The sequence below is a fragment of the Pseudomonas sp. p106 genome, assembly GCF_003936645.1.
Taxonomy (GTDB): domain Bacteria; phylum Pseudomonadota; class Gammaproteobacteria; order Pseudomonadales; family Pseudomonadaceae; genus Aquipseudomonas; species Aquipseudomonas putida_E.
Genome location: NZ_RHQR01000020.1, coordinates 85,907 through 104,554, shown reverse-complemented (window position 1 = coordinate 104,554; position 18,648 = coordinate 85,907). Strand labels below are relative to the sequence as shown.

The 18,648-nt window shown below is 62.7% G+C and carries 15 protein-coding genes; all 15 read left to right on the top strand.

The features are described 5' to 3' along the window. Positions 1-263 precede the first annotated feature (263 nt). The 15 genes from flgF (at position 264) to EGJ09_RS21670 (ending at position 18,635) form a co-directional block, all read left to right on the top strand. The gene (gene flgF / locus EGJ09_RS21740) at positions 264-1,004 is read left to right on the top strand and encodes a flagellar basal-body rod protein FlgF (RefSeq protein WP_125924752.1); all 741 of its coding nucleotides are present in this window, start codon (positions 264-266) and stop codon (positions 1,002-1,004) included. Between the two features lie 47 nt (positions 1,005-1,051). Then, entirely contained in the window at positions 1,052-1,837 is a 786-nt protein-coding gene (gene flgG, locus EGJ09_RS21735) for a flagellar basal-body rod protein FlgG (protein ID WP_125924751.1), read from the top strand. Between the two features lie 34 nt (positions 1,838-1,871). Further along, positions 1,872-2,567, top strand: a complete 696-nt coding sequence (gene flgH / locus EGJ09_RS21730) for a flagellar basal body L-ring protein FlgH (protein ID WP_115274174.1) — start codon at positions 1,872-1,874, stop codon at positions 2,565-2,567. Positions 2,568-2,579: 12 nt separating this feature from the next. Then, complete coding sequence (locus EGJ09_RS21725; protein ID WP_046785428.1) at positions 2,580-3,689, top strand: flagellar basal body P-ring protein FlgI; 1,110 nt, start codon at positions 2,580-2,582, stop codon at positions 3,687-3,689. An 11-nt stretch (positions 3,690-3,700) separates the two neighbouring features. Then, on the top strand, positions 3,701-4,867 hold the full coding sequence (gene flgJ / locus EGJ09_RS21720) for a flagellar assembly peptidoglycan hydrolase FlgJ (protein WP_125924750.1): 1,167 nt from the start codon (positions 3,701-3,703) through the stop codon (positions 4,865-4,867). Between the two features lie 12 nt (positions 4,868-4,879). Then, complete coding sequence (gene flgK / locus EGJ09_RS21715; protein ID WP_125924749.1) at positions 4,880-6,928, top strand: flagellar hook-associated protein FlgK; 2,049 nt, start codon at positions 4,880-4,882, stop codon at positions 6,926-6,928. Positions 6,929-6,941: 13 nt separating this feature from the next. Then, positions 6,942-8,516, top strand: a complete 1,575-nt coding sequence (locus EGJ09_RS21710) for a flagellar hook-associated protein 3 (RefSeq protein WP_119687560.1) — start codon at positions 6,942-6,944, stop codon at positions 8,514-8,516. A gap of 118 nt (positions 8,517-8,634) precedes the next feature. Then, positions 8,635-12,216, top strand: a complete 3,582-nt coding sequence (locus tag EGJ09_RS21705; RefSeq protein WP_125924748.1) for a glycosyltransferase — start codon at positions 8,635-8,637, stop codon at positions 12,214-12,216. Positions 12,217-12,341: 125 nt separating this feature from the next. Further along, positions 12,342-13,115 carry a glucose-1-phosphate cytidylyltransferase gene (rfbF, locus tag EGJ09_RS21700; RefSeq protein WP_119687558.1) on the top strand — a complete coding sequence of 258 codons (774 nt, stop codon included), beginning with the start codon at positions 12,342-12,344 and terminating at the stop codon, positions 13,113-13,115. Beyond that, positions 13,097-14,179 (top strand): CDP-glucose 4,6-dehydratase, encoded by a 1,083-nt coding sequence (gene rfbG / locus EGJ09_RS21695; RefSeq protein ID WP_125924747.1) that lies wholly within the window; start codon positions 13,097-13,099, stop codon positions 14,177-14,179. The genes rfbF and rfbG overlap by 19 nt, the downstream gene beginning before the upstream one ends. Further along, a complete protein-coding gene (locus EGJ09_RS21690; protein ID WP_039604263.1) occupies positions 14,176-14,736 on the top strand; it encodes a dTDP-4-dehydrorhamnose 3,5-epimerase family protein in 561 nt (186 codons plus the stop codon). Before rfbG ends, EGJ09_RS21690 begins: the two co-directional genes overlap by 4 nt. Next, positions 14,733-15,956 carry a class I SAM-dependent methyltransferase gene (locus EGJ09_RS21685; RefSeq protein ID WP_125924746.1) on the top strand — a complete coding sequence of 408 codons (1,224 nt, stop codon included), beginning with the start codon at positions 14,733-14,735 and terminating at the stop codon, positions 15,954-15,956. Before EGJ09_RS21690 ends, EGJ09_RS21685 begins: the two co-directional genes overlap by 4 nt. Positions 15,957-15,961: 5 nt before the next feature. Continuing rightward, positions 15,962-16,819: an NAD(P)-dependent oxidoreductase gene (locus tag EGJ09_RS21680; protein ID WP_125924745.1), complete on the top strand. Its 858-nt coding sequence runs from the start codon at positions 15,962-15,964 to the stop codon at positions 16,817-16,819. Continuing rightward, entirely contained in the window at positions 16,809-17,894 is a 1,086-nt protein-coding gene (locus EGJ09_RS21675; RefSeq protein ID WP_125924744.1) for a class I SAM-dependent methyltransferase, read from the top strand. The genes EGJ09_RS21680 and EGJ09_RS21675 overlap by 11 nt, the downstream gene beginning before the upstream one ends. A 6-nt stretch (positions 17,895-17,900) precedes the next feature. Then, the gene (locus tag EGJ09_RS21670; RefSeq protein WP_119687552.1) at positions 17,901-18,635 is read left to right on the top strand and encodes a cephalosporin hydroxylase family protein; all 735 of its coding nucleotides are present in this window, start codon (positions 17,901-17,903) and stop codon (positions 18,633-18,635) included. Positions 18,636-18,648: the final 13 nt, after the last annotated feature.

Here is an 18,648-nt window from a genome sequence, read left to right as displayed (position 1 = left end):
AAGACATTTGCCCCCACAATATCCGCAGCGCTGCTAAACCCTGTGGGAGCCGGCTTGCCGGCGATGAGGCCGGTGCAAACACCTGCTTTGCCGCCACCGGCAACCCGGCGCCGGATAACCGGCGTTCTCATGGTCGGCAGCTCCCCTCAAAGCCTGTATTTACGGGCTATTCCACGATTTCAAAAAGTTGGTTCGGAACTTGCTTGAGTGCCTGCACAGCAACGGCGAGCGGCAAGCAATCGCCAGTGCAGCGGAGGATGACTGTGGACAAGATGCTTTACGTGGCCATGACCGGCGCCAGCCAGAACGCGCTGGCGCAGAAGGCCCATGCCAACAACCTGGCGAACATTTCCACCAATGGTTTCCAGCGTGACCTGGAGCAGGCGCGCTCGATGCCGGTGTTTGGTGACAGCTTTCCGTCGCGGGCGTATGCCATGACCGAGCGTCCTGCCACCGACTTCAGTGAAGGGCCCATGGTCGAGACTGGGCGTGACCTGGACGTGGCGGTGGCGGGGCAGGGCTTCATTGCCGTGCAGGCCCCCGATGGCAGCGAAGCCTACGTGCGTACCGGTAGCCTGAACATCGATGCCCTCGGCGTGCTGCGCGCCGGCAATGGCATGCCGGTGATCGGCAACGGCGGCCCGATCGCCATTCCGCCAGAGCAGAAGGTCGAAGTCGGCGCTGACGGCACCATCAGCATCCGCTCCATGGGTGAAGACCCACGGGTGATGGCTGAAGTCGACCGGATCAAGCTGGTCAACCCGGACACCAAAGGCCTGACCAAGGGCCTGGACGGGCTGATCCACACCACCAGCGGCCAGCCGGCTGCTGCCGACGTCAACGTCAAGGTCGTATCGGGCTTCCTGGAGGGCAGCAACGTCAATGCCGTCGAAGAGATGACGTCGGTGCTGGCGCTGTCTCGCCAATTCGAACTGCACGTGAAAATGATGAACGCGGCCAAGGAAGGCGACGAAGCCATGGCGCGTGTTTTGCAACTCGGCTAACCACACTTGAACGGGTGCCGTAAAACAGGCGCACGAGGAGAATACTGATGCTTCCGGCTCTTTGGGTCGCTAAAACCGGCCTGTCCGCCCAGGACACCAACCTGACGGTCATTTCCAACAACCTGGCCAACGTGTCGACCACCGGCTTCAAGCGTGACCGCGCCGAATTCCAGGACCTGCTGTACCAGATCAAACGCCAGCCAGGCGCGCAGTCCACCCAGGACAGCGAACTGCCGTCGGGCCTGCAGGTCGGTACCGGTGTGCGCATCGTCGGCACTCAGAAAAGCTTCCAGACCGGCAGCCTGCAGACCACCGAAAACCCGCTGGACATGGCGGTCAACGGCCGTGGTTTCTTCCAGGTGCTGCAGCCGGACGGAACGGTTTCGTACACCCGTGACGGTACCTTCCACCTGAACTCCGACGGCCAGATCGTCACCGCCAATGGTTTTGCGCTGGAGCCTGCGGTGGTCGTGCCGAACGACGCCCAGACCTTCACCGTCGGCCAGGACGGCACCGTGTCGATCACCACTGCGGGCAACCCGGCAGCGCAGGTGATCGGCAACATCCAGACCGCCGACTTCATCAACCCGGCCGGCCTGCAGGCGATCGGCGACAACCTGTTCCTGGAAACCGCTGCCAGTGGTGCCCCACAGGTCGGTACCCCAGGCCTGAACGGCTTCGGCACCACCCTGCAGCAGACCCTGGAAAACTCCAACGTCAGCACCGTGGAAGAGCTGGTGAACATGATCACCACTCAGCGCGCCTACGAGATGAACTCCAAGGTCATCTCCACCGCCGACCAGATGCTGTCGTTTGTCACCCAGCAGTTGTAAGCCCAAGTCCCTGTTACACCGTGAGGTAAGCGTCATGAATCGTCTGTTGTCCCTGTTCGCCCTGGGGGGGGCGGTGTTGCTGGCTGGTTGCGTCGCGCCGACGGCCAAGCCCAACGACCCGTACTACGCGCCGGTTTTGCCGCGCACCCCGTTGCCGGCAGCGGCCAACAACGGTTCGATCTACCAGGCCGGTTTCGAGCAGAACCTGTACAGCGACCGCAAGGCGTTCCGCGTCGGTGACATCATCACCATCACGCTCAACGAACGCACCTCGGCCAGCAAGAATGCCGGTTCGCAGATCCAGAAGGACAGCAGCGCCAACATCGGCCTGACCTCGCTGTTCGGTGCCACGCCGAGCACCAACAACCCGTTCGGCAGCGGCGATCTGTCGCTGGAAGCGGGCTACAGCGGTGAGCGCGCCACCAAGGGCGACAGCAAGGCTACCCAAGGCAATACGCTGACGGGTTCGGTCACTGTCACCGTCGCTGAAGTGCTGCCCAACGGCATCATCGCCGTGCGTGGTGAGAAGTGGATGACCCTGAACACCGGCGAAGAGCTGGTGCGCATCGCCGGCCTGATCCGCGCCGACGACATCGCCACCGACAACACAGTGCCGTCCACCCGTGTGGCCGATGCGCGCATCACCTATTCGGGTACCGGTTCCTTCGCCGACGCCAGCCAGCCTGGTTGGCTGGACCGTTTCTTCCTCAGCCCGCTTTGGCCCTTCTGAGTACGGATGAACATGTTCAACGTCAGGCAACTGATTGCCGCAACCTTGCTTCTGTCCTGTGCGTTCGGCGCCCATGCCGAGCGCCTGAAGGACATCGCCAGTATCTCGGGCGTGCGTTCCAACCAGTTGATCGGTTACGGCCTGGTGGTGGGGCTCAACGGCACGGGTGACCAGACCACCCAGACGCCATTCACCCTGCAGACGTTCAACAACATGCTGTCGCAGTTCGGCATCAAAGTGCCCGCCGGCTCCGGCAACGTGCAGCTGAAAAACGTCGCTGCGGTGTCGGTGCATGCCGACCTGCCGCCATTCGCCAAGCCGGGCCAGGTGGTGGACATTACCGTGTCCTCGATCGGCAACTCCAAGAGCCTGCGCGGCGGCAGCCTGCTGATGACGCCGCTCAAGGGTATCGACGGCAACGTCTATGCGATCGCCCAGGGCAACCTGGTGGTCGGCGGCTTCGATGCCGAAGGCCGCGATGGCTCGAAGATCACCGTCAACGTTCCGTCAGCTGGCCGTATCCCGGGTGGCGCTTCGGTGGAGCGTGCAGTACCGAGTGGTTTCAACCAGGGCAATAGTCTGACGTTGAACCTCAACCGGCCCGACTTCACCACCGCCAAGCGTATCGTCGACAAGGTCAACGAACTGCTGGGCCCAGGCGTGGCCCAGGCCGTGGATGGCGGCTCGGTGCGCGTCAGCGCGCCGATGGACCCGACTCAGCGTGTGGACTACCTGTCGATCCTTGAAAACCTGGAGATCGACCCGGGCCAGGCTGTTGCCAAGGTCATCATCAATTCGCGTACCGGCACCATCGTGATCGGCCAGAACGTCAAGGTCTCGCCGGCCGCGGTGACCCACGGCAGCCTGACCGTGACCATCACCGAAGACCCGATCGTCAGCCAGCCGGGGCCGTTCTCCAATGGTGAGACGGCCGTGGTGCCGCGCTCGCGGGTCAACGCGCAACAGGAAGCCAAGCCGATGTTCAAGTTCGGCCCGGGCACCACGCTGGATGAAATCGTCCGTGCGGTGAACCAGGTGGGCGCAGCGCCCAGCGACCTGATGGCCATCCTCGAAGCCCTGAAACAGGCCGGCGCCTTGCAGGCCGACCTGATCGTGATCTGAGGACGCCACGCATGAACTCGAAAAGCCTGGTTTCCAGCGCGGCCGACAGCGGCGCCTACACCGACCTCAATCGCCTGAGCTCGCTCAAGCACGGTGATCGCGACAGCGACGCCAACGTGCGCAAGGTGGCCCAGGAGTTCGAGTCGCTGTTCATCAGCGAAATGCTCAAGGCCTCGCGCAAGGCCAGTGATGTCCTGGCCGATGACAACCCGATGAACAGCGCGACGGTCAAGCAGTACCGCGACATGTACGACCAGCAGCTGGCCGTGAGCATGTCCCGCGAGGGTGGTGGTATCGGCCTGCAGGACGTGCTGGTGCGCCAGCTGTCGAAGAACAAGAGCGCGCCGGTCAACACCAGCCCGTTCCCGCGTATCGAGGGCAGTGCGCCGGCGCTGTGGGGCAACAAGGTAGCCGAGCCGGTACATGCTGCGCAGTCGGCTGCCAGCCGCAACGACGTTGCCGCGCTCAATTCACGGCGCCTGGCGTTGCCGGGCAAGCTGACCGACCGCTTGCTGGCCGGTATCGTGCCCTCGGCGGACAATCCGGCGGCGGCCACCAATACCGCCGCCGTGCCGGCCCGCGATGGGCAGCAGGTGGCCCAGAGTTTTGCCGTGCCCGAACGCGGCCTGCGCATCACCGGCCGTGCCGTGGCGCAGCCACCCTTGGCGCCGAACAAAGCGTTCGCCGACAGCGACGCGTTCGTCGCCACCATGCTGCCGATGGCCGAACAGGCCGCCAAGCGTATCGGTGTCGACCCGCGTTACCTGGTGGCCCAGGCCGCCCTGGAAACCGGTTGGGGCAAGTCGGTCATGCGCAACAGCGATGGCAGCAGCAGCCACAACCTGTTCGGCATCAAGGCCACGGGCAATTGGGAAGGCGATTCGGCGCGGGCGATCACCAGCGAGTTCCGTGACGGCCAGTTCGTCAAGGAGACGGCAGCGTTCCGCTCCTACGATTCCTACCAGGACAGCTTCCACGACCTGGTGAGCCTGCTGCAGAACAATTCCCGCTATCAAGAAGCGGTGAAGGCGGCCGATAAGCCAGAACAGTTCGTGCAAGAGTTGCAAAAGGCCGGGTACGCCACCGACCCGAATTACGCCAGCAAGATCTCGCAGATCGCAAGACAGATGAAGTCGTACGAGAGCTATGCATCGCTCGGTACCACAACACCACTTTAAGGGTATGGAAACATGGCGAGTTTGATCAACATTGGCATGTCGGGGTTGTCGGCCTCCCAGTCGGGTCTGCATACCACAGGCAACAACATCGCCAACGCCGATGTCGCCGGGTACTCCCGTCAGCAGAACATCCAGCGTGCCAAGGGTTCGCTTCAGGAAGGCCAGTTGTTCATGGGCACCGGTACGACGCTGGCGGATGTGCGCCGTGTGTACAACGCCTTCCTGGATGCACAGTTGCAGACCGCCACCTCGCTCAACAGTGACAGCACCGCCTACCTGAATCAGGTCACGCCGCTCAACAACTTGTTGTCTGACAGCAACACCGGTATCACTGGCGCGCTGACCAACTTCTTTTCTGCCTTGCAGAGCGCCGCCAACAAACCGACCGAAGATGCTTCCCGCCAGCTGTTGTTGAGCAATGCCGATGCGTTGGCCAATCGCTTCAACAGCCTGTCTGCCCAGTTCAAGGAGCAGAACACCAACATCAATGGCAACTTGAGCTCGATGACCGCCCGGATCAACGAGCTGACCTCCAGTATCGCGCAGTACAACGAGCAGATTTCCAAGGTTTCGGCAGTCAATGGTCAGCCCAACGACCTGCTCGATCAGCGCAACGAGGCCGTGCGCCAGCTCAATGAGTTGGTGGGTGTGCAAACCGTCGAGCGTGACGGCAATATCGATGTCTACCTGAAGAACGGCCAGTCACTGGTACTGGGCAAGACCACCAACAAGATGAGCGCTGAACCCAGCGCCACCGACCCTACGCAGTTTGCGATCAAGCTCGATCGTGGCAGCACCACCATGGACATCACCAACAGCATCACCGGTGGTGAAATGGGTGGGCTGTTGCGCTACCGCAGTGAAACCCTGGCGCCGGCCATGAACGAGCTGGGTCGTATCGCGCTGGTGGTGTCGCAGCAGATCAACTCGCAGCTCGGCCAAGGTATCGACAAGAACGGTGAATTCGGCGCTGCTCTGTTTGGCGACATCAATAGCGACAAAGCCATGTCTGCGCGCAGCACTGCCAAGATTGGCAATGCTGGCGACGCCGCCCTGAACGTTGTCATCCGCGATACCGGCAAGCTGAGCACCAGTGACTATCAGGTGACGTTCGTCGGCCCGACCGCGGACAAGTTCCAGGTCAAGAAGCTGCCTGACGGCACGGACATGGGCACCTACAGCACCAACGACGACCCGGCACCGGTGATCGACGGTTTCAGCATCGACCTCAAGAGCGGTACTGCTGCAGTGGGGGACAGCTTCAAGATCACCCCGACCCGCAATGCCTCGGCAGAAATCGATGTGGTGCTCACTGACGCCAAGCGGCTGGCCTTGGCCGCACCGCTGACCGCCACATCCGGCAGCGGCAATTCCGGTACTGGTGTCATCACCCAGCCGGTTCTGACCTCGGTGCTGGACATCGCCGACCCTGCCCAGCGTCTGGAGCTGCAAACCGGCATAAAGTATTCCACCCCGGTGCGCCTGGTGTTCGGTGACGAAACCACCTCACCGCAAACCTACGAAGCCTTCGATGCCAAGGGCAACAGCATTGGCACCGGCACCTTCATTCCGGGGCAAAGCAATACCCTGAAGCTCGATGTGCCAATGATCGATGCCTCGGGCAACCCGATCAATGACGCCAGCGGCGTCCAGAAGTCATTCAGCTTCGAGATGGATGTAGCCGGCTCGCCCAAGAATGGCGACAGCTTTACCGTATCGTTGACCGGCGCAGGCTCCTCGGACAACCGCAATGCACTGTCCCTGCAGGAGCTGCAGACCAAACAGACGATGGACATCGGTTCGACCAAGGGCATCAGCATTACCGATGCCTACGGCAAACTGGTGGAAAGTGTGGGTGCCCAGGCCAAGCAGGGCCAGATGGATACCCAGGCAACCGGCGTCATCCTTACCCAGGCTGCCGGCGCCCGCGATTCGTTGTCTGGCGTGCAGCTGGATGAAGAAGCCAGCAACCTGATCAAGTACCAGCAGTACTACACGGCCTCGTCGCAGATCATCAAGACGGCGCAGGACATCTTCAACACCCTGATCGCTGCGCTTTAAGGAGTATTGATCCATGCGTATTTCCACGGCCCAGTTCTACCAGACCAGCGCGGCGAACTACCAGCGCAACTATTCCAACCTGATCAAGACCAACGAAGAGGCCAGTTCCTTCGTCAGGGTCAACACCGCTGCCGATGATCCGGTGGGGGCTGCACGTCTGCTGCAGCTGGGTAATCAGGCAGACATGCTGGCCCAGTACAAGACCAACGCGACAAACATCACCAACTCGCTGAACCAGACCGAGACCACGCTCAATTCGATCAACACGATCCTGACGCGGGTCAACGAGCTGGCGATCGAGTCGGGTAACGCCGGCTACACCGACACCGAGCGCAAGGCCAAGGCAGCCGAGCTGGGGCAGTTGGAAGACCAGCTGTTGAGCCTCATGAACAGCCGTGATGAGAACGGCCAGTACCTGTTTGCCGGTTCCAGTACCGACACCGCGCCGTTCGTGCGCAATGCCGATGGTACCTATTCTTATCAAGGTGACCAGACCCAGCTGGAGCTGCAGGTTGGTGACATGCTCAAGATGGCCGGCAACAGCTCTGGCTATAGCGTATTCGAGCAAGCCCTCAACACCAGCCGCACCGAAACCAGCCTGAGCGCCCCCGCGGTGGATGATGGCCGCGTGAAGCTGTCCAATGGGCAAGTGTCCGGCAGCGTCACGTACAACGATCGCTTCCGCAGTGGTCAGCCGTACACAGTCACCATGCTCAGCAGTACCGAGTTCAGCATCACCGACAGCTTGGGCAACGATGTGACCGCCGAGGCCACCCAGGGCGGTAAATTCGATCCCGATACCGTAGGCGGATCGATGATCAGCTTCCGTGGTGTGGACATGCGGCTGAACATCAACCTTCAGGACGGCGACGTTCCGGATGCAGCGGTGGCAGGTCATACCTTCACCCTGCAAAGCAAGCCCGATACCATCACTGCGACCCGTAGCCCGGGCAACCCGTCGAGTGCTCAGGTATCGTCGATCAGCATCACTGATCCGGCCCAGTACAAAGCGATGTTTCCCAATGGCGGTGCGGTCATCAAGTTCACCAGCGCCACGGACTTCGAACTCTATGCCCAGCCGCTGACCGCTGACAGCCGCCCGGTGGCCAGTGGTGCCATGACTGGCAACGTCGCCTCGGCTGCCGGTGTGGACTTCACCTTCACCAGCACGCCCGCGCAGCAGTCCGGTGACCAGTACGTGGTGAACGTCGACAACCACCAGACCCAGAACGTTCTGGACACCGTCGCCCAGTTACGTACGGCGTTGAGCAAGCCGATCGACGGCGACAACGCGGCCTACCAGCAACTGCGTGCAGACCTGGATTCGGCCATCGCCAATATCCAGAGCGGTCAGGACGCGCTCAACACGGCAGTCACCGATATCGGTGCCCGTGGCAAGGCGCTGGAAATCCAGCAGAACACCAACGAGAGTCTGAGCATTGCCAACAGCACCACGCAGTCGTCGATCCGTGACTCGGACCCTGCCACCGTGCTGGTCCGCCTTACCCAGCAGCAGACCTTGCTTCAGGCTTCGCAGGCGGCTTTCGCACGCGTCAGCCAGCTGAGCCTGTTCAACGCCATCGGTTAAGTGCGCCCGTCGCCTTCACCGCTTACCCCTCGGGTACGCGGTGAAGGCGCATTGATTTCCCCGTAGTATCGACTGTTCTGAATTCCCTGCGGGCAGTCATCGGTCGAGAGATTTCCTCGTGAACCCAGCCCCTCTAGTCAGCCTCGTCATTCCCGCCTGCAACCCCCGTTACTTCCGTACTGCTCTGGTCAGCGCCCTGGCTCAGGATTACGCAAACCTCGAAGTCATCGTCTGCGACGACAGCCCAGGTACGCAGATCGAGGCGGTGGTCGATGAGCTGCGCAGTCTTGCACGTCATCCACTGATTTACTTGCGTAACCCGCAACCGCTGGGTTTTGCCGGGAATTTGCAACACGGGCTGGAGCAGAGCCAGGGCGACTACATCAAGTTCCTCTGTGACGATGACCGCCTGATGGCCGATTGCGTGTCCAGCCAGGTGCGACTGTTCCAGGCCCATGACGATGTCAGCCTGGTCGCGGCCAGGCGCCACCAGGTCGATGCTGAAGATCACATTTTGCCGCAGCGTCTGGAAACCAGCCCGGTCACGTTTGGCGACACACTGTTCAACGGTGACGACCTGCTGGATTTCTTCGAGACCCGCCAGCTCAACTTCATCGGCGGGCTGAGCAGCGTGCTGGTGCGTACCCGCGATCTGCGTGAATTGCTGCCTGCGCTGGCGCCGGGCTTTGTGGCAATGCTCGATTTCGTGTTGTTCGTGTGCCTGCTGCGTCGCGGCCATCTGGGCGTGACCGCCGGGGTGCACTGTGTCGAGCGGGTTCATCCCGACCAATTGCGTCGCCAGAGCGATGTGAAGGCTGCCGCTACCAGTGAATCACAACACCTGCGCGACATGTTCGCCGCGCGCACTGCAGTACGTGAGCCGTTCTCCGGTTGGGTGCGGGTGCAAATCCTCCAGGGCGACGAGGGCGATACCCAGCGTATCTGGGAGAACCTGTTCCTGATCCATACCCTGCGCTGCTTGCAGGCGATCCAGGAATCTCATGTCGGCAGCGACAGCGACAGTTTTGCCGAGCTGTACAGCAAATGGCTGGCCTGCCGACAGGATCCGCTGGTGCTCGCGCGTCTGATGCGCCTTAGCGAGCACTGGCCAACTCGTCCGCGAATCGTGCCCGTGGTTATCGACAGCGAGGGTGATGCACAAGCTCTGCAGGTTACCCTGGACAGCATTGAGCGCCAGGCCTATGGCGCAGAGATGACGCTGGTATTGTCCAGCGCGCCGCTGCCAGGCGGCCCAGATGTTCGCAGGGTCCACCAGCCATTGCAGGCCGACTGGGCTGAACAACTGAACACGGCGTTTGACCAGTTGGGCGAGGTGGACTGGATCTACCTGCTGCGTGCTGGCGACCGGCTCAATGCCTTCAGCCTGATGCTCCTGGCCGAGCGGGTCGTATCGCGCCCGCAGATCGCCTGCTGCTATGGCGATGAGGGGGGCGTGCGGGATGAGGCGTCCGTAGAGCCGGTGTTCAAGCCCGACTTCAACCTCGATTTGATGCGCGGCTACCCCTATACCGGTCGCATGCTGGCGTTCTCGCTTGACGCCTTGCGGGCACTGGGCGGTTTCACGCCCGGATATCGCGAACTGGCGCCGCACGATCTGCTCTGGCGTCTTGTGGAAAGCCGCGGCCCCCATGCCATCGAGCACATTCCGGAAGTGCTGGCCGAAAGCGCGTTCAGCTACGCTGCCTGGCTGTCTTCGCAGGCAGTGGTTGAGGAAAATCCGAAACTGCTGGATGCCCACCTCAAGCGCTTGGGCGTGACCTACCGGCTGCAGAACAGTGGCGGGGCAATCAACCAGGTCCGCTACCTGCACGCCACCCAGCCACTGGTAAGCCTGGTGATCAGTGCCCAGGACCAGTTGCCTGCCCTCGAGCGCTGCCTGGAAAGCGTGCTTGAGAAGACCGCCTACGGTCACTACGAAGTGCTGATTGTCGACAATGCCAGTCAAGGTGCCGAGACTCACGCCTGGCTCAGCGCCCTTCAACAGCTGGGCGAAGACAAGTTGCGGGTCCTGATGCTGGGCGAGCAGGCCAGCTTCGCCGCTGTGCAGAACCTTGCCGCGCAACACGCCCGGGGTGAATACCTGCTGATGCTGAGCCCGTTCGCTGTGGTCACCGAGCCAGACTGGCTCGACGCACTGCTCAGCCATGGCCAGCGCCCTGAAGTCGGAGCGGTGGGTGCCAAGCTCTGCAACGCCCACGGTCTGATCGTGCATGCGGGCGGCGTGCTGGGCCTGCGTGGCGCCGTGGGGTCGCCGTTCGTGGGCGAGCCGATGGAGGCGGGCGGTTACATGCAGCGCTTGCAAGTGGCGCAGAATTATTCTGCTGTCGGGGCTGATTGCCTGTTGGTGCGCAAAGAGCTGTTCCTGTCGTTGGGCGGGCTCAATGAAAGCGTCTTCAGCCTGGCCTTCAGCGATATCGACCTGGGCCTGCGCCTGGGCGAAGCCGGGTACCTTGTGGTGTGGGCGCCGGATGCCCGGCTGGTACTGGACCCGCCAGCGCCGGCGGCGATCGATGCGCAGGCTGAAGCCGAGCGCCAGGCCCGGCTGGCGCAGCAGCATGATGCCTTCTTCAAGGCCTGGATGCCGGTGGTAGCGCGTGACCCCGCTTACAATATCAACCTGTCCCTGAACGGCTCCAGCTTCTGCCTGGATCCGGGCCTCAAGGCCGCCTGGACGCCTTTCGTCAGCCGTCCACTGCCCCATGTGCTGGCGTTGCCAATGAACAAGACTGCGGTCGGGCATTACCGGGTGATCCAGCCGCTGGTCGAGCTGGAGAAGGCTGGCTGGGTGACCCAGCAGCAGTACTTCGAGATACCGAGCAACGTCGAGCTGGAACGCAGCTCGCCGGATGTGGCAATTCTGCAGGGGCGTTATACCGAAGGGTTCGTCAAGGAGATCGAGCGCCTCAAGACCTTCTCCAAGGGCTTTTGCATCTACGAGCTGGACGACTACGTGATTGATGTGCCGAAGAAGAACGGGCACCTCAAGCACACGCCAAAAGATCTGGAAAAATCCCTGCGCCGAGGTATCGAACGCTGTGATCGGCTGGTGGTGTCGACCCAGGCGCTGGCGGATGCCCTGCATGACACCCATAGCGATATCCGGGTAATGCCGAACATGCTGGCCGAGCAGCTCTGGACCGGTTTGCGTAGCCAGCGCCGCAGCGCGCGCAAGCCGCGGGTGGGTTGGGGCGGTGGCACCAGCCATACCGGCGACCTGGAAGTGATTGCCGAGGTGGTCAAGACCTTGGCGAACGAAGTCCAATGGGTGTTCTTCGGTATGTGTCCGCCGGCATTGCGGCCCTACATCAGCGAGTTCCATCCGCCGGTGCCGCTGGAGCTGTACCCGGCCAAGCTCGCCAGCCTGAACCTGGACCTGGCCTTGGCGCCACTGGAGTATCACATCTTCAATGACTGCAAGAGCAACTTGCGCTTGCTGGAATACGGCGCGTGCGGGTACCCGGTGATCGTCACCGATACCCGTGCCTATGAAGGCTACTTGCCGTGCACGCGGATCAAGACCAACAGCACCGCCGAGTGGCTGGAGGCGATCCGCATGCACCTGGCGGACCCTGACGAAAGTTTCCGCCAGGGCGACCGTCTGAAGCAGGAAGTGCTGCGTGACTATGTGCTGCGCGAAGAGCACGTTCAGCATTGGTACAGCGGCTGGATGCCGGGCTGACTGCGGGGTGTATGGACGACACCAGTAAAGCGCCTTCTGGCGCGTTTCCTGCAAGCCCCCCGTCATATCGCCATAAATCGTGCAGCCACACGACTTATGGCCGGTGACGAACACGAGGGGACGACATGAAGGCGGTAATTCTGGCGGGTGGACTGGGCACGCGTATCAGCGAAGAGTCTCACCTCAAGCCCAAACCCATGATCGAAATCGGTGGGAAGCCAATTCTCTGGCACATCATGAAGCAGTACTCGGCTCACGGCATCCACGACTTCGTGATCTGCCTGGGCTACAAGGGCTACGCGATCAAGGATTTCTTCGCCAACTACTTCCTGCACACCTCGGACGTCACCTTCGACATGCGCGAAAACCGCATGGACGTGCACCAGAACTACAGCGAGCCATGGCGCGTGACCCTGGTCGACACCGGTGAAGAAACCATGACCGGTGGCCGCCTGCGCCGCGCCGCTCGCTACCTTGAGGGCGAAGATGCCTTCTGTTTCACCTACGGGGACGGTGTTTCGGACCTGAACATCGGCGCCCTGGTGGATTTCCACCTGGCCCACGGCAAACTCGCCACCGTTACTGCGGTACAGCCTCCTGGCCGCTACGGCGCGCTGGCACGCGACGGCGACAGTGTCACCGGTTTCGTCGAAAAGCCCCGTGGTGACGGTGGCTGGATCAACGGTGGCTTCTTCGTGCTTTCGCCCAAGGTGCTCGACTACATCGCCAACGATCAGACTTCCTGGGAGTCGGAGCCGCTTGCCTGCCTGGCCGCTGAGTCGCAACTGAACGCCTTTGAGCATGATGGCTTCTGGCATCCAATGGATACGCTGCGTGACAAGAACCATCTGGAACAACTCTGGCAAAGCGGGGAGGCTCCATGGAAGCAGTGGGCCTGAGTCCAGCGTTCTGGCAGGGCAAGCGTGTTCTGCTCACCGGTCACACGGGTTTCAAAGGCAGTTGGCTGGCGCTCTGGTTGCATGAGCTCGGCGCTCAGGTCACAGGCTTCGCGCTGGACCCTGGCACCGAACCAAGCCTGTTCGAACTTGCCCAGGTCGGCAGCGACATTGCCGACGTGCGCGGCGACCTGCGCGACCTCGGCGCGCTGCTTGAAGCTGTGGCCCAGGCCCAGCCGGAAATCGTCCTGCACCTGGCGGCTCAGCCACTGGTGCGCGAGGCCTACCGTGACCCGCTAGGTACCTATTCCAGCAACGTGATGGGCACCCTTAACCTGCTTGAAGCGGTGCGCCAGGTTGGCGGGGTGCGTGCGTGCGTCCTGGTCACCACCGACAAGGTCTATGCCAACCAGGAATGGCCCTGGCCGTACCGCGAGAACGAGGCCCTGGGCGGGCATGACCCGTACAGCAGCAGCAAGGCCTGCTGCGAGCTGCTGGCGCAGTCCTATGCCGCGTCATTCTTCCCGGCCGCCGAGCACGCAGAACATGGCGTGGCCCTGGCCACCGCGCGCGCCGGCAACGTGCTGGGCGGTGGAGACTTTGCCGCAGAGCGGCTTGTACCCGATGTGCTCAAGGCTTGGTCGACCGGGTCGCCGGTCACCCTGCGCTACCCGCAGGCCGTGCGCCCCTGGCAGCACGCCCTGGAACCGCTGGCCGGCTACCTGCAGTTGGCCGAGCGCCTGTATACCCAGGGGCCGGCCTGCGCCGGTGCGTGGAACTTCGGCCCGAGCGAAGGCGACATGTGCAGCGTCGGTGAGGTGGTCGACCGCCTGGCCCGGCAATGGCCGCAGGCACCAGGGGTGCGGGTCGAGCCAAGCGAGTTGCATGAAGCCGGGTTGCTACGCCTGGACAGCTCTCGCGCCCGCCAGGTGCTGGGCTGGCGTACACGCTGGTCGTTGCACGAATGCCTGCAGCACACGCTCGACTGGCACCTGGCGTGGCAGCGTGGCGACAACATGCGCGCCGTCACGCTGCACCAGCTGAACCTGTACACGGAGTTGCCGTGACTGATCTGCTGCTGCAAGCCTTGCCACTGGGTGGCCTGTTCAGTGTCCAGCACAAGCGCCATGGCGATGCCCGCGGGCAGTTCGCGCGGCTGTTCTGCGAATCCAGCCTGGGCGCCCTGGGTGCGCCGTTCCATGTGCGCCAGATCAACCACTCGCACACTCAGGGCTCAGGTAGCGTACGTGGCCTGCACTACCAGACCGGCGACACCCCGGAGGCCAAGCTGATCACCTGCCTGCGCGGTGAGGTGTGGGACGTGGCAGTGGACCTTCGCGAAGGCTCGCCAACCTTCCTGCACTGGCACGCCGAGCACTTGCGGGCCGGCGATGGCCGCAGCCTGTTGATACCGGCCGGCTTTGCCCATGGTTTCCAGGTGCTGAGCGAGGATGCCGAGCTGCTTTACCTGCACAGTGCCGACTATGCGCCGGGCCGCGAAGGCGGGCTGTCGGTACTCGATCCGAAATTGGCCATCCGTTGGCCGCTCGCTGTCAAGAATCTGTCGGCCCGGGATGCCGCTCATCCCTGGCTGGACCTGTCGTTTACCGGAGTGCGTCCATGAACTGCCGTGGCTGTGGTACCTGCCTGAGCCTGCCCCTGATCGACCTTGGCACTGCGCCGCCGTCCAACGCCTACCTGCGCGCTGACCAACTGGCCGCGGCCGAGGCCTGGGTGCCGCTTAAAGTGGCGGTGTGTGAGCAGTGCTGGCTGGTGCAGACCGAGGATTACACCCGCGCCGAGACGCTGTTCGATGCCGACTATGCGTATTTCAGCTCCTATTCCAGTTCGTGGCTGGCCCATGCCCGCGACTATGTCGGGCAGATGGTCGAGCGTTTCGGCCTGAACGGCGAGAGCCGGGTGGTGGAAATCGCCGCCAATGACGGTTATCTGTTGCAGTATGTGGCCGAGCGCGGCATTCCGTGCCTCGGTGTCGAACCCACCCGAAGCACTGCGCAGGCGGCCCGGGAGAAGGGGCTGCAGATTCGTGAGGTGTTCTTCGGCGAACAGGCCGCCCGTGACCTGGCGAGTGAAGGTTGGTCGGCTGACCTGATGGCCGCCAACAACGTGCTCGCCCACGTGCCGGACATCAACGATTTTCTGCGCGGTTTCGCGACCCTGCTCAAAGCCGATGGTGTGGCCACTTTCGAGTTTCCGCACCTGCTGCGCCTGATGGCCGAGCAGCAGTTCGATACCCTGTACCATGAGCACTACTCCTACCTGTCGCTGACGGCGGTCAACACGCTTTGTGCCCGCAACGGCCTGGTGATCTTCGATGTCAGCGAACTGCCGACCCATGGCGGATCGTTGCGGGTTTTCGTGCAGCGCGCCGATGGCCCGCGCACGCGCCAGGCCAGTGTCGACGACCTGCTTGGCATCGAGGCGCGGGTCGGTGTCAGCACGGCGGCGTTCTACAGCACCCTTGCACCGGCGGCGCAGCGGATCAAGCACCAGCTGCTGCGCTTCCTGTTGCAGGCCAAGGCCGAAGGCAAGCGAGTGGTTGGCTATGGCGCCGCAGCAAAGGGCAACACCCTGTTCAACTACGCAGGCGTGAAGCCCGACCTGCTGGCCTGGGTGGCCGACGCCAACCCGCACAAGCAGGGCAAGTTCCTGCCGGGCAGCCGAATTCCCGTGGTCGCCCCCGAGCGCCTGGCCATCGAGCGGCCGGACTATGTGCTGGTACTGCCGTGGAACCTGCTCAAGGAAGTCAGCGAGCAGCAGGCGCACATCCGCGAATGGGGTGGGCGCTTTGTGATCGCCGTGCCTGAGCTGACCGTCCTGTGACCGCGATGAAGGTGCTTGTCACCGGTGCCACAGGCTTTGTGGGCCGGCATCTGGTCGCCGCCTTGCTGGCGCGCGGGCACCGGGTGCGTGCGCTGGCACGTCGGCTGGAGCCGGCTCAAGCCATGCGGTGGTTCGGCCAGGTCGATTTCGTCGCCGCCGATCTGCATGACCCGCAGCTGGACGTCAATCAGTTGTGCGATGGCATCGATGCGCTGGTGCACCTGGCCTGGCCTGGCCTGCCAAATTATCAAGGGCTGTTCCACCTGGAGCGCAACTTGATGGCTGACTATGCCTTCATCAAGCGTGCCGTCGCAGCCGGTGTCGGCCAAGTGCAGGTGGCCGGCACCTGTTTCGAATACGGCCTGCGCAATGGCGCGCTGGACGAGGCGCTGGACTGCCAGCCGGCCAACCCTTACGGGCTGGCCAAGCACAGCTTGCGCCTGTTCCTCGAAAGCCTGGCCCGCCAGCAACCGTTCAACCTGCAGTGGGTGCGCTTGTTCTACCTGTTTGGCGAGGGGCAAAACCCAGGCAGTCTGCTGGCAGCCTTGGACCGCGCAATCGACCAGGGGCAGCCGCATTTCGACATGTCCGGTGGCGAGCAACTGCGCGACTACCTTGCCATCGAAAGCGCCAGTACATATCTGGCCGACCTGCTCGGGCAGCGCGATTTCAGCGGCGTGGTCAATTGCTGCAGCGGCCAGCCGATATCGGTACGCAAGCTGGTGGAAGCCCGCATCGCCGAGCGCAACGCCACCCTTGCGCTGAACCTTGGCCATTACCCTTATCCTGCCCACGAACCCATGGCGTTCTGGGGCGATGCCCGCAAGTTGCAGGCTCTGCTGGGAGTACGCCATGAAACATGAGTTGTATCGCGCTACCGGCCTGCCGGTGCTGCAGAACCGCACATTCGCCGATGCCCGGTCGGCCCGAGCCTCAGCCAGCGCCGACATGCGTCTGGTGCAGGATAGCCGCACCGGGTTGGTCTACAACGACGCTTTCGACGCCGACAAGCTCAGCTACGACAGTGATTACCAGAACGAGCAGGCGCATTCGGCGCGCTTCCAGCGCCACCTGGACGATGTCGAAGGTGTCATCGCCCGTCACTTCAGGGGCCAGCGCCTGATCGAAGTGGGCTGTGGCAAAGGCTGGTTCCTCGAACTGTTGCGCGAGCGCGGCTATGCCGTCACCGGCATCGACCCGGCCTACGAGGGCGACAACCCGGACGTGGTCAAAGCGCCCTTCACCCGTGAGTTGAACCGCCAGGCCGAAGCCATCGTGTTGCGCCATGTCCTGGAGCACATTCAGGACCCGGTCACGTTCCTTGCCGCCATCGCCGATGCCAATGGCGGGGCAGGGCAGATATACATCGAAGTGCCCTGCCTGGACTGGATCATCGAGCACAAAGCGTGGTTCGACCTGTTCTACGAGCATGTCAATTACTTCCGCCTGGCCGACCTGCGCCGCCTGTTCGGCACGGTCGCCGAGGCCGGTCACCTGTTCGATGGCCAGTACCTGTACATCGTTGCCGACCTTGCCAGCCTGCGCACCACGCTCGAGCCCGTGCCGCCGCTGTCGTTGCCGGCCGATTTCAGTGCCAGTCTGCAGCATGCCGCATGTCTGGTGCGCCGCGATGCCGGACGTGGTTCGGCGATCTGGGGCGCATCGTCCAAGGGCGTGATCTATTCGCTGTTCCTGCAGCGTGCCGGTGCGCCGGTGGACCAGGTTATCGACATCAATCCTGCCAAGCAGGGTCGCTACCTGCCGTTAAGTGGCGCGCGGGTGTCATCGCCGCAAGAGGCGATGCAAAGCCTGCCGGATGGCGCCCACCTGTTCGTGATGAATTCCAATTACCTCGAGGAAATCCGCCGCATGACCGATGGCCGTTTTGTCTATCACGCCGTCGACAATGCCGATTTCACCGACCAGCCAACCGAGTAAAGAACCATGACCGACACGCCGATCAAAGCCTTCGAAGCCGAGTGCAACGCGCAGATCGCCTCCCAGGGCGAAGACAAGGAGCTGCAGCAACTGTCTCGCGACTTCTTCAACAAGTCCGCCGAGCACAAGTACAGCTACCATTTTTCGTGGATGGGCCGGCCGATCATCCAGTTGCCCCAGGACATGATGGCGATGCAGGAGATCGTCTGGCAGGTCAAGCCTGACCTGATCATCGAGTGCGGCATCGCTCACGGCGGTTCGATCCTCTACTACGCCTCCCTGCTGGAGCTGCAGGGCCATGGTGAGGTGCTTGGCATCGACATCGACATCCGCCCGCACAACCGCCAGGCCATCGAGGCGCACCCGATGAGCAAGCGCGTGCGCATGATCGAAGGCTCGAGCATCGATGCCGAGATCGCCGGGCAGGTCAGGGCGCTCGCCGAAGGCAAGAAGGTCATCCTGGTGCTCGACTCCAACCACACGCATGAGCACGTGCTCAAGGAGCTGGAGCTGTATGCGCCGCTGGTGGCCGTGGGCAGTTACTGCGTGGTGATGGACACCGTGGTCGAGGACATGCCGGCAGACTTCTTCCCCGATCGCCCGTGGGGGCCTGGCGACAACCCCAAGACCGCAGTTTGGGAATACCTCAAGGGTAACGACAGCTTCGAAATCGACTATCAGCTGCAGAACAAGCTGCTGGTCACCGTGGCACCGGACGGCTACCTGCGCCGGGTTCGCTGAGACATTCAACAGA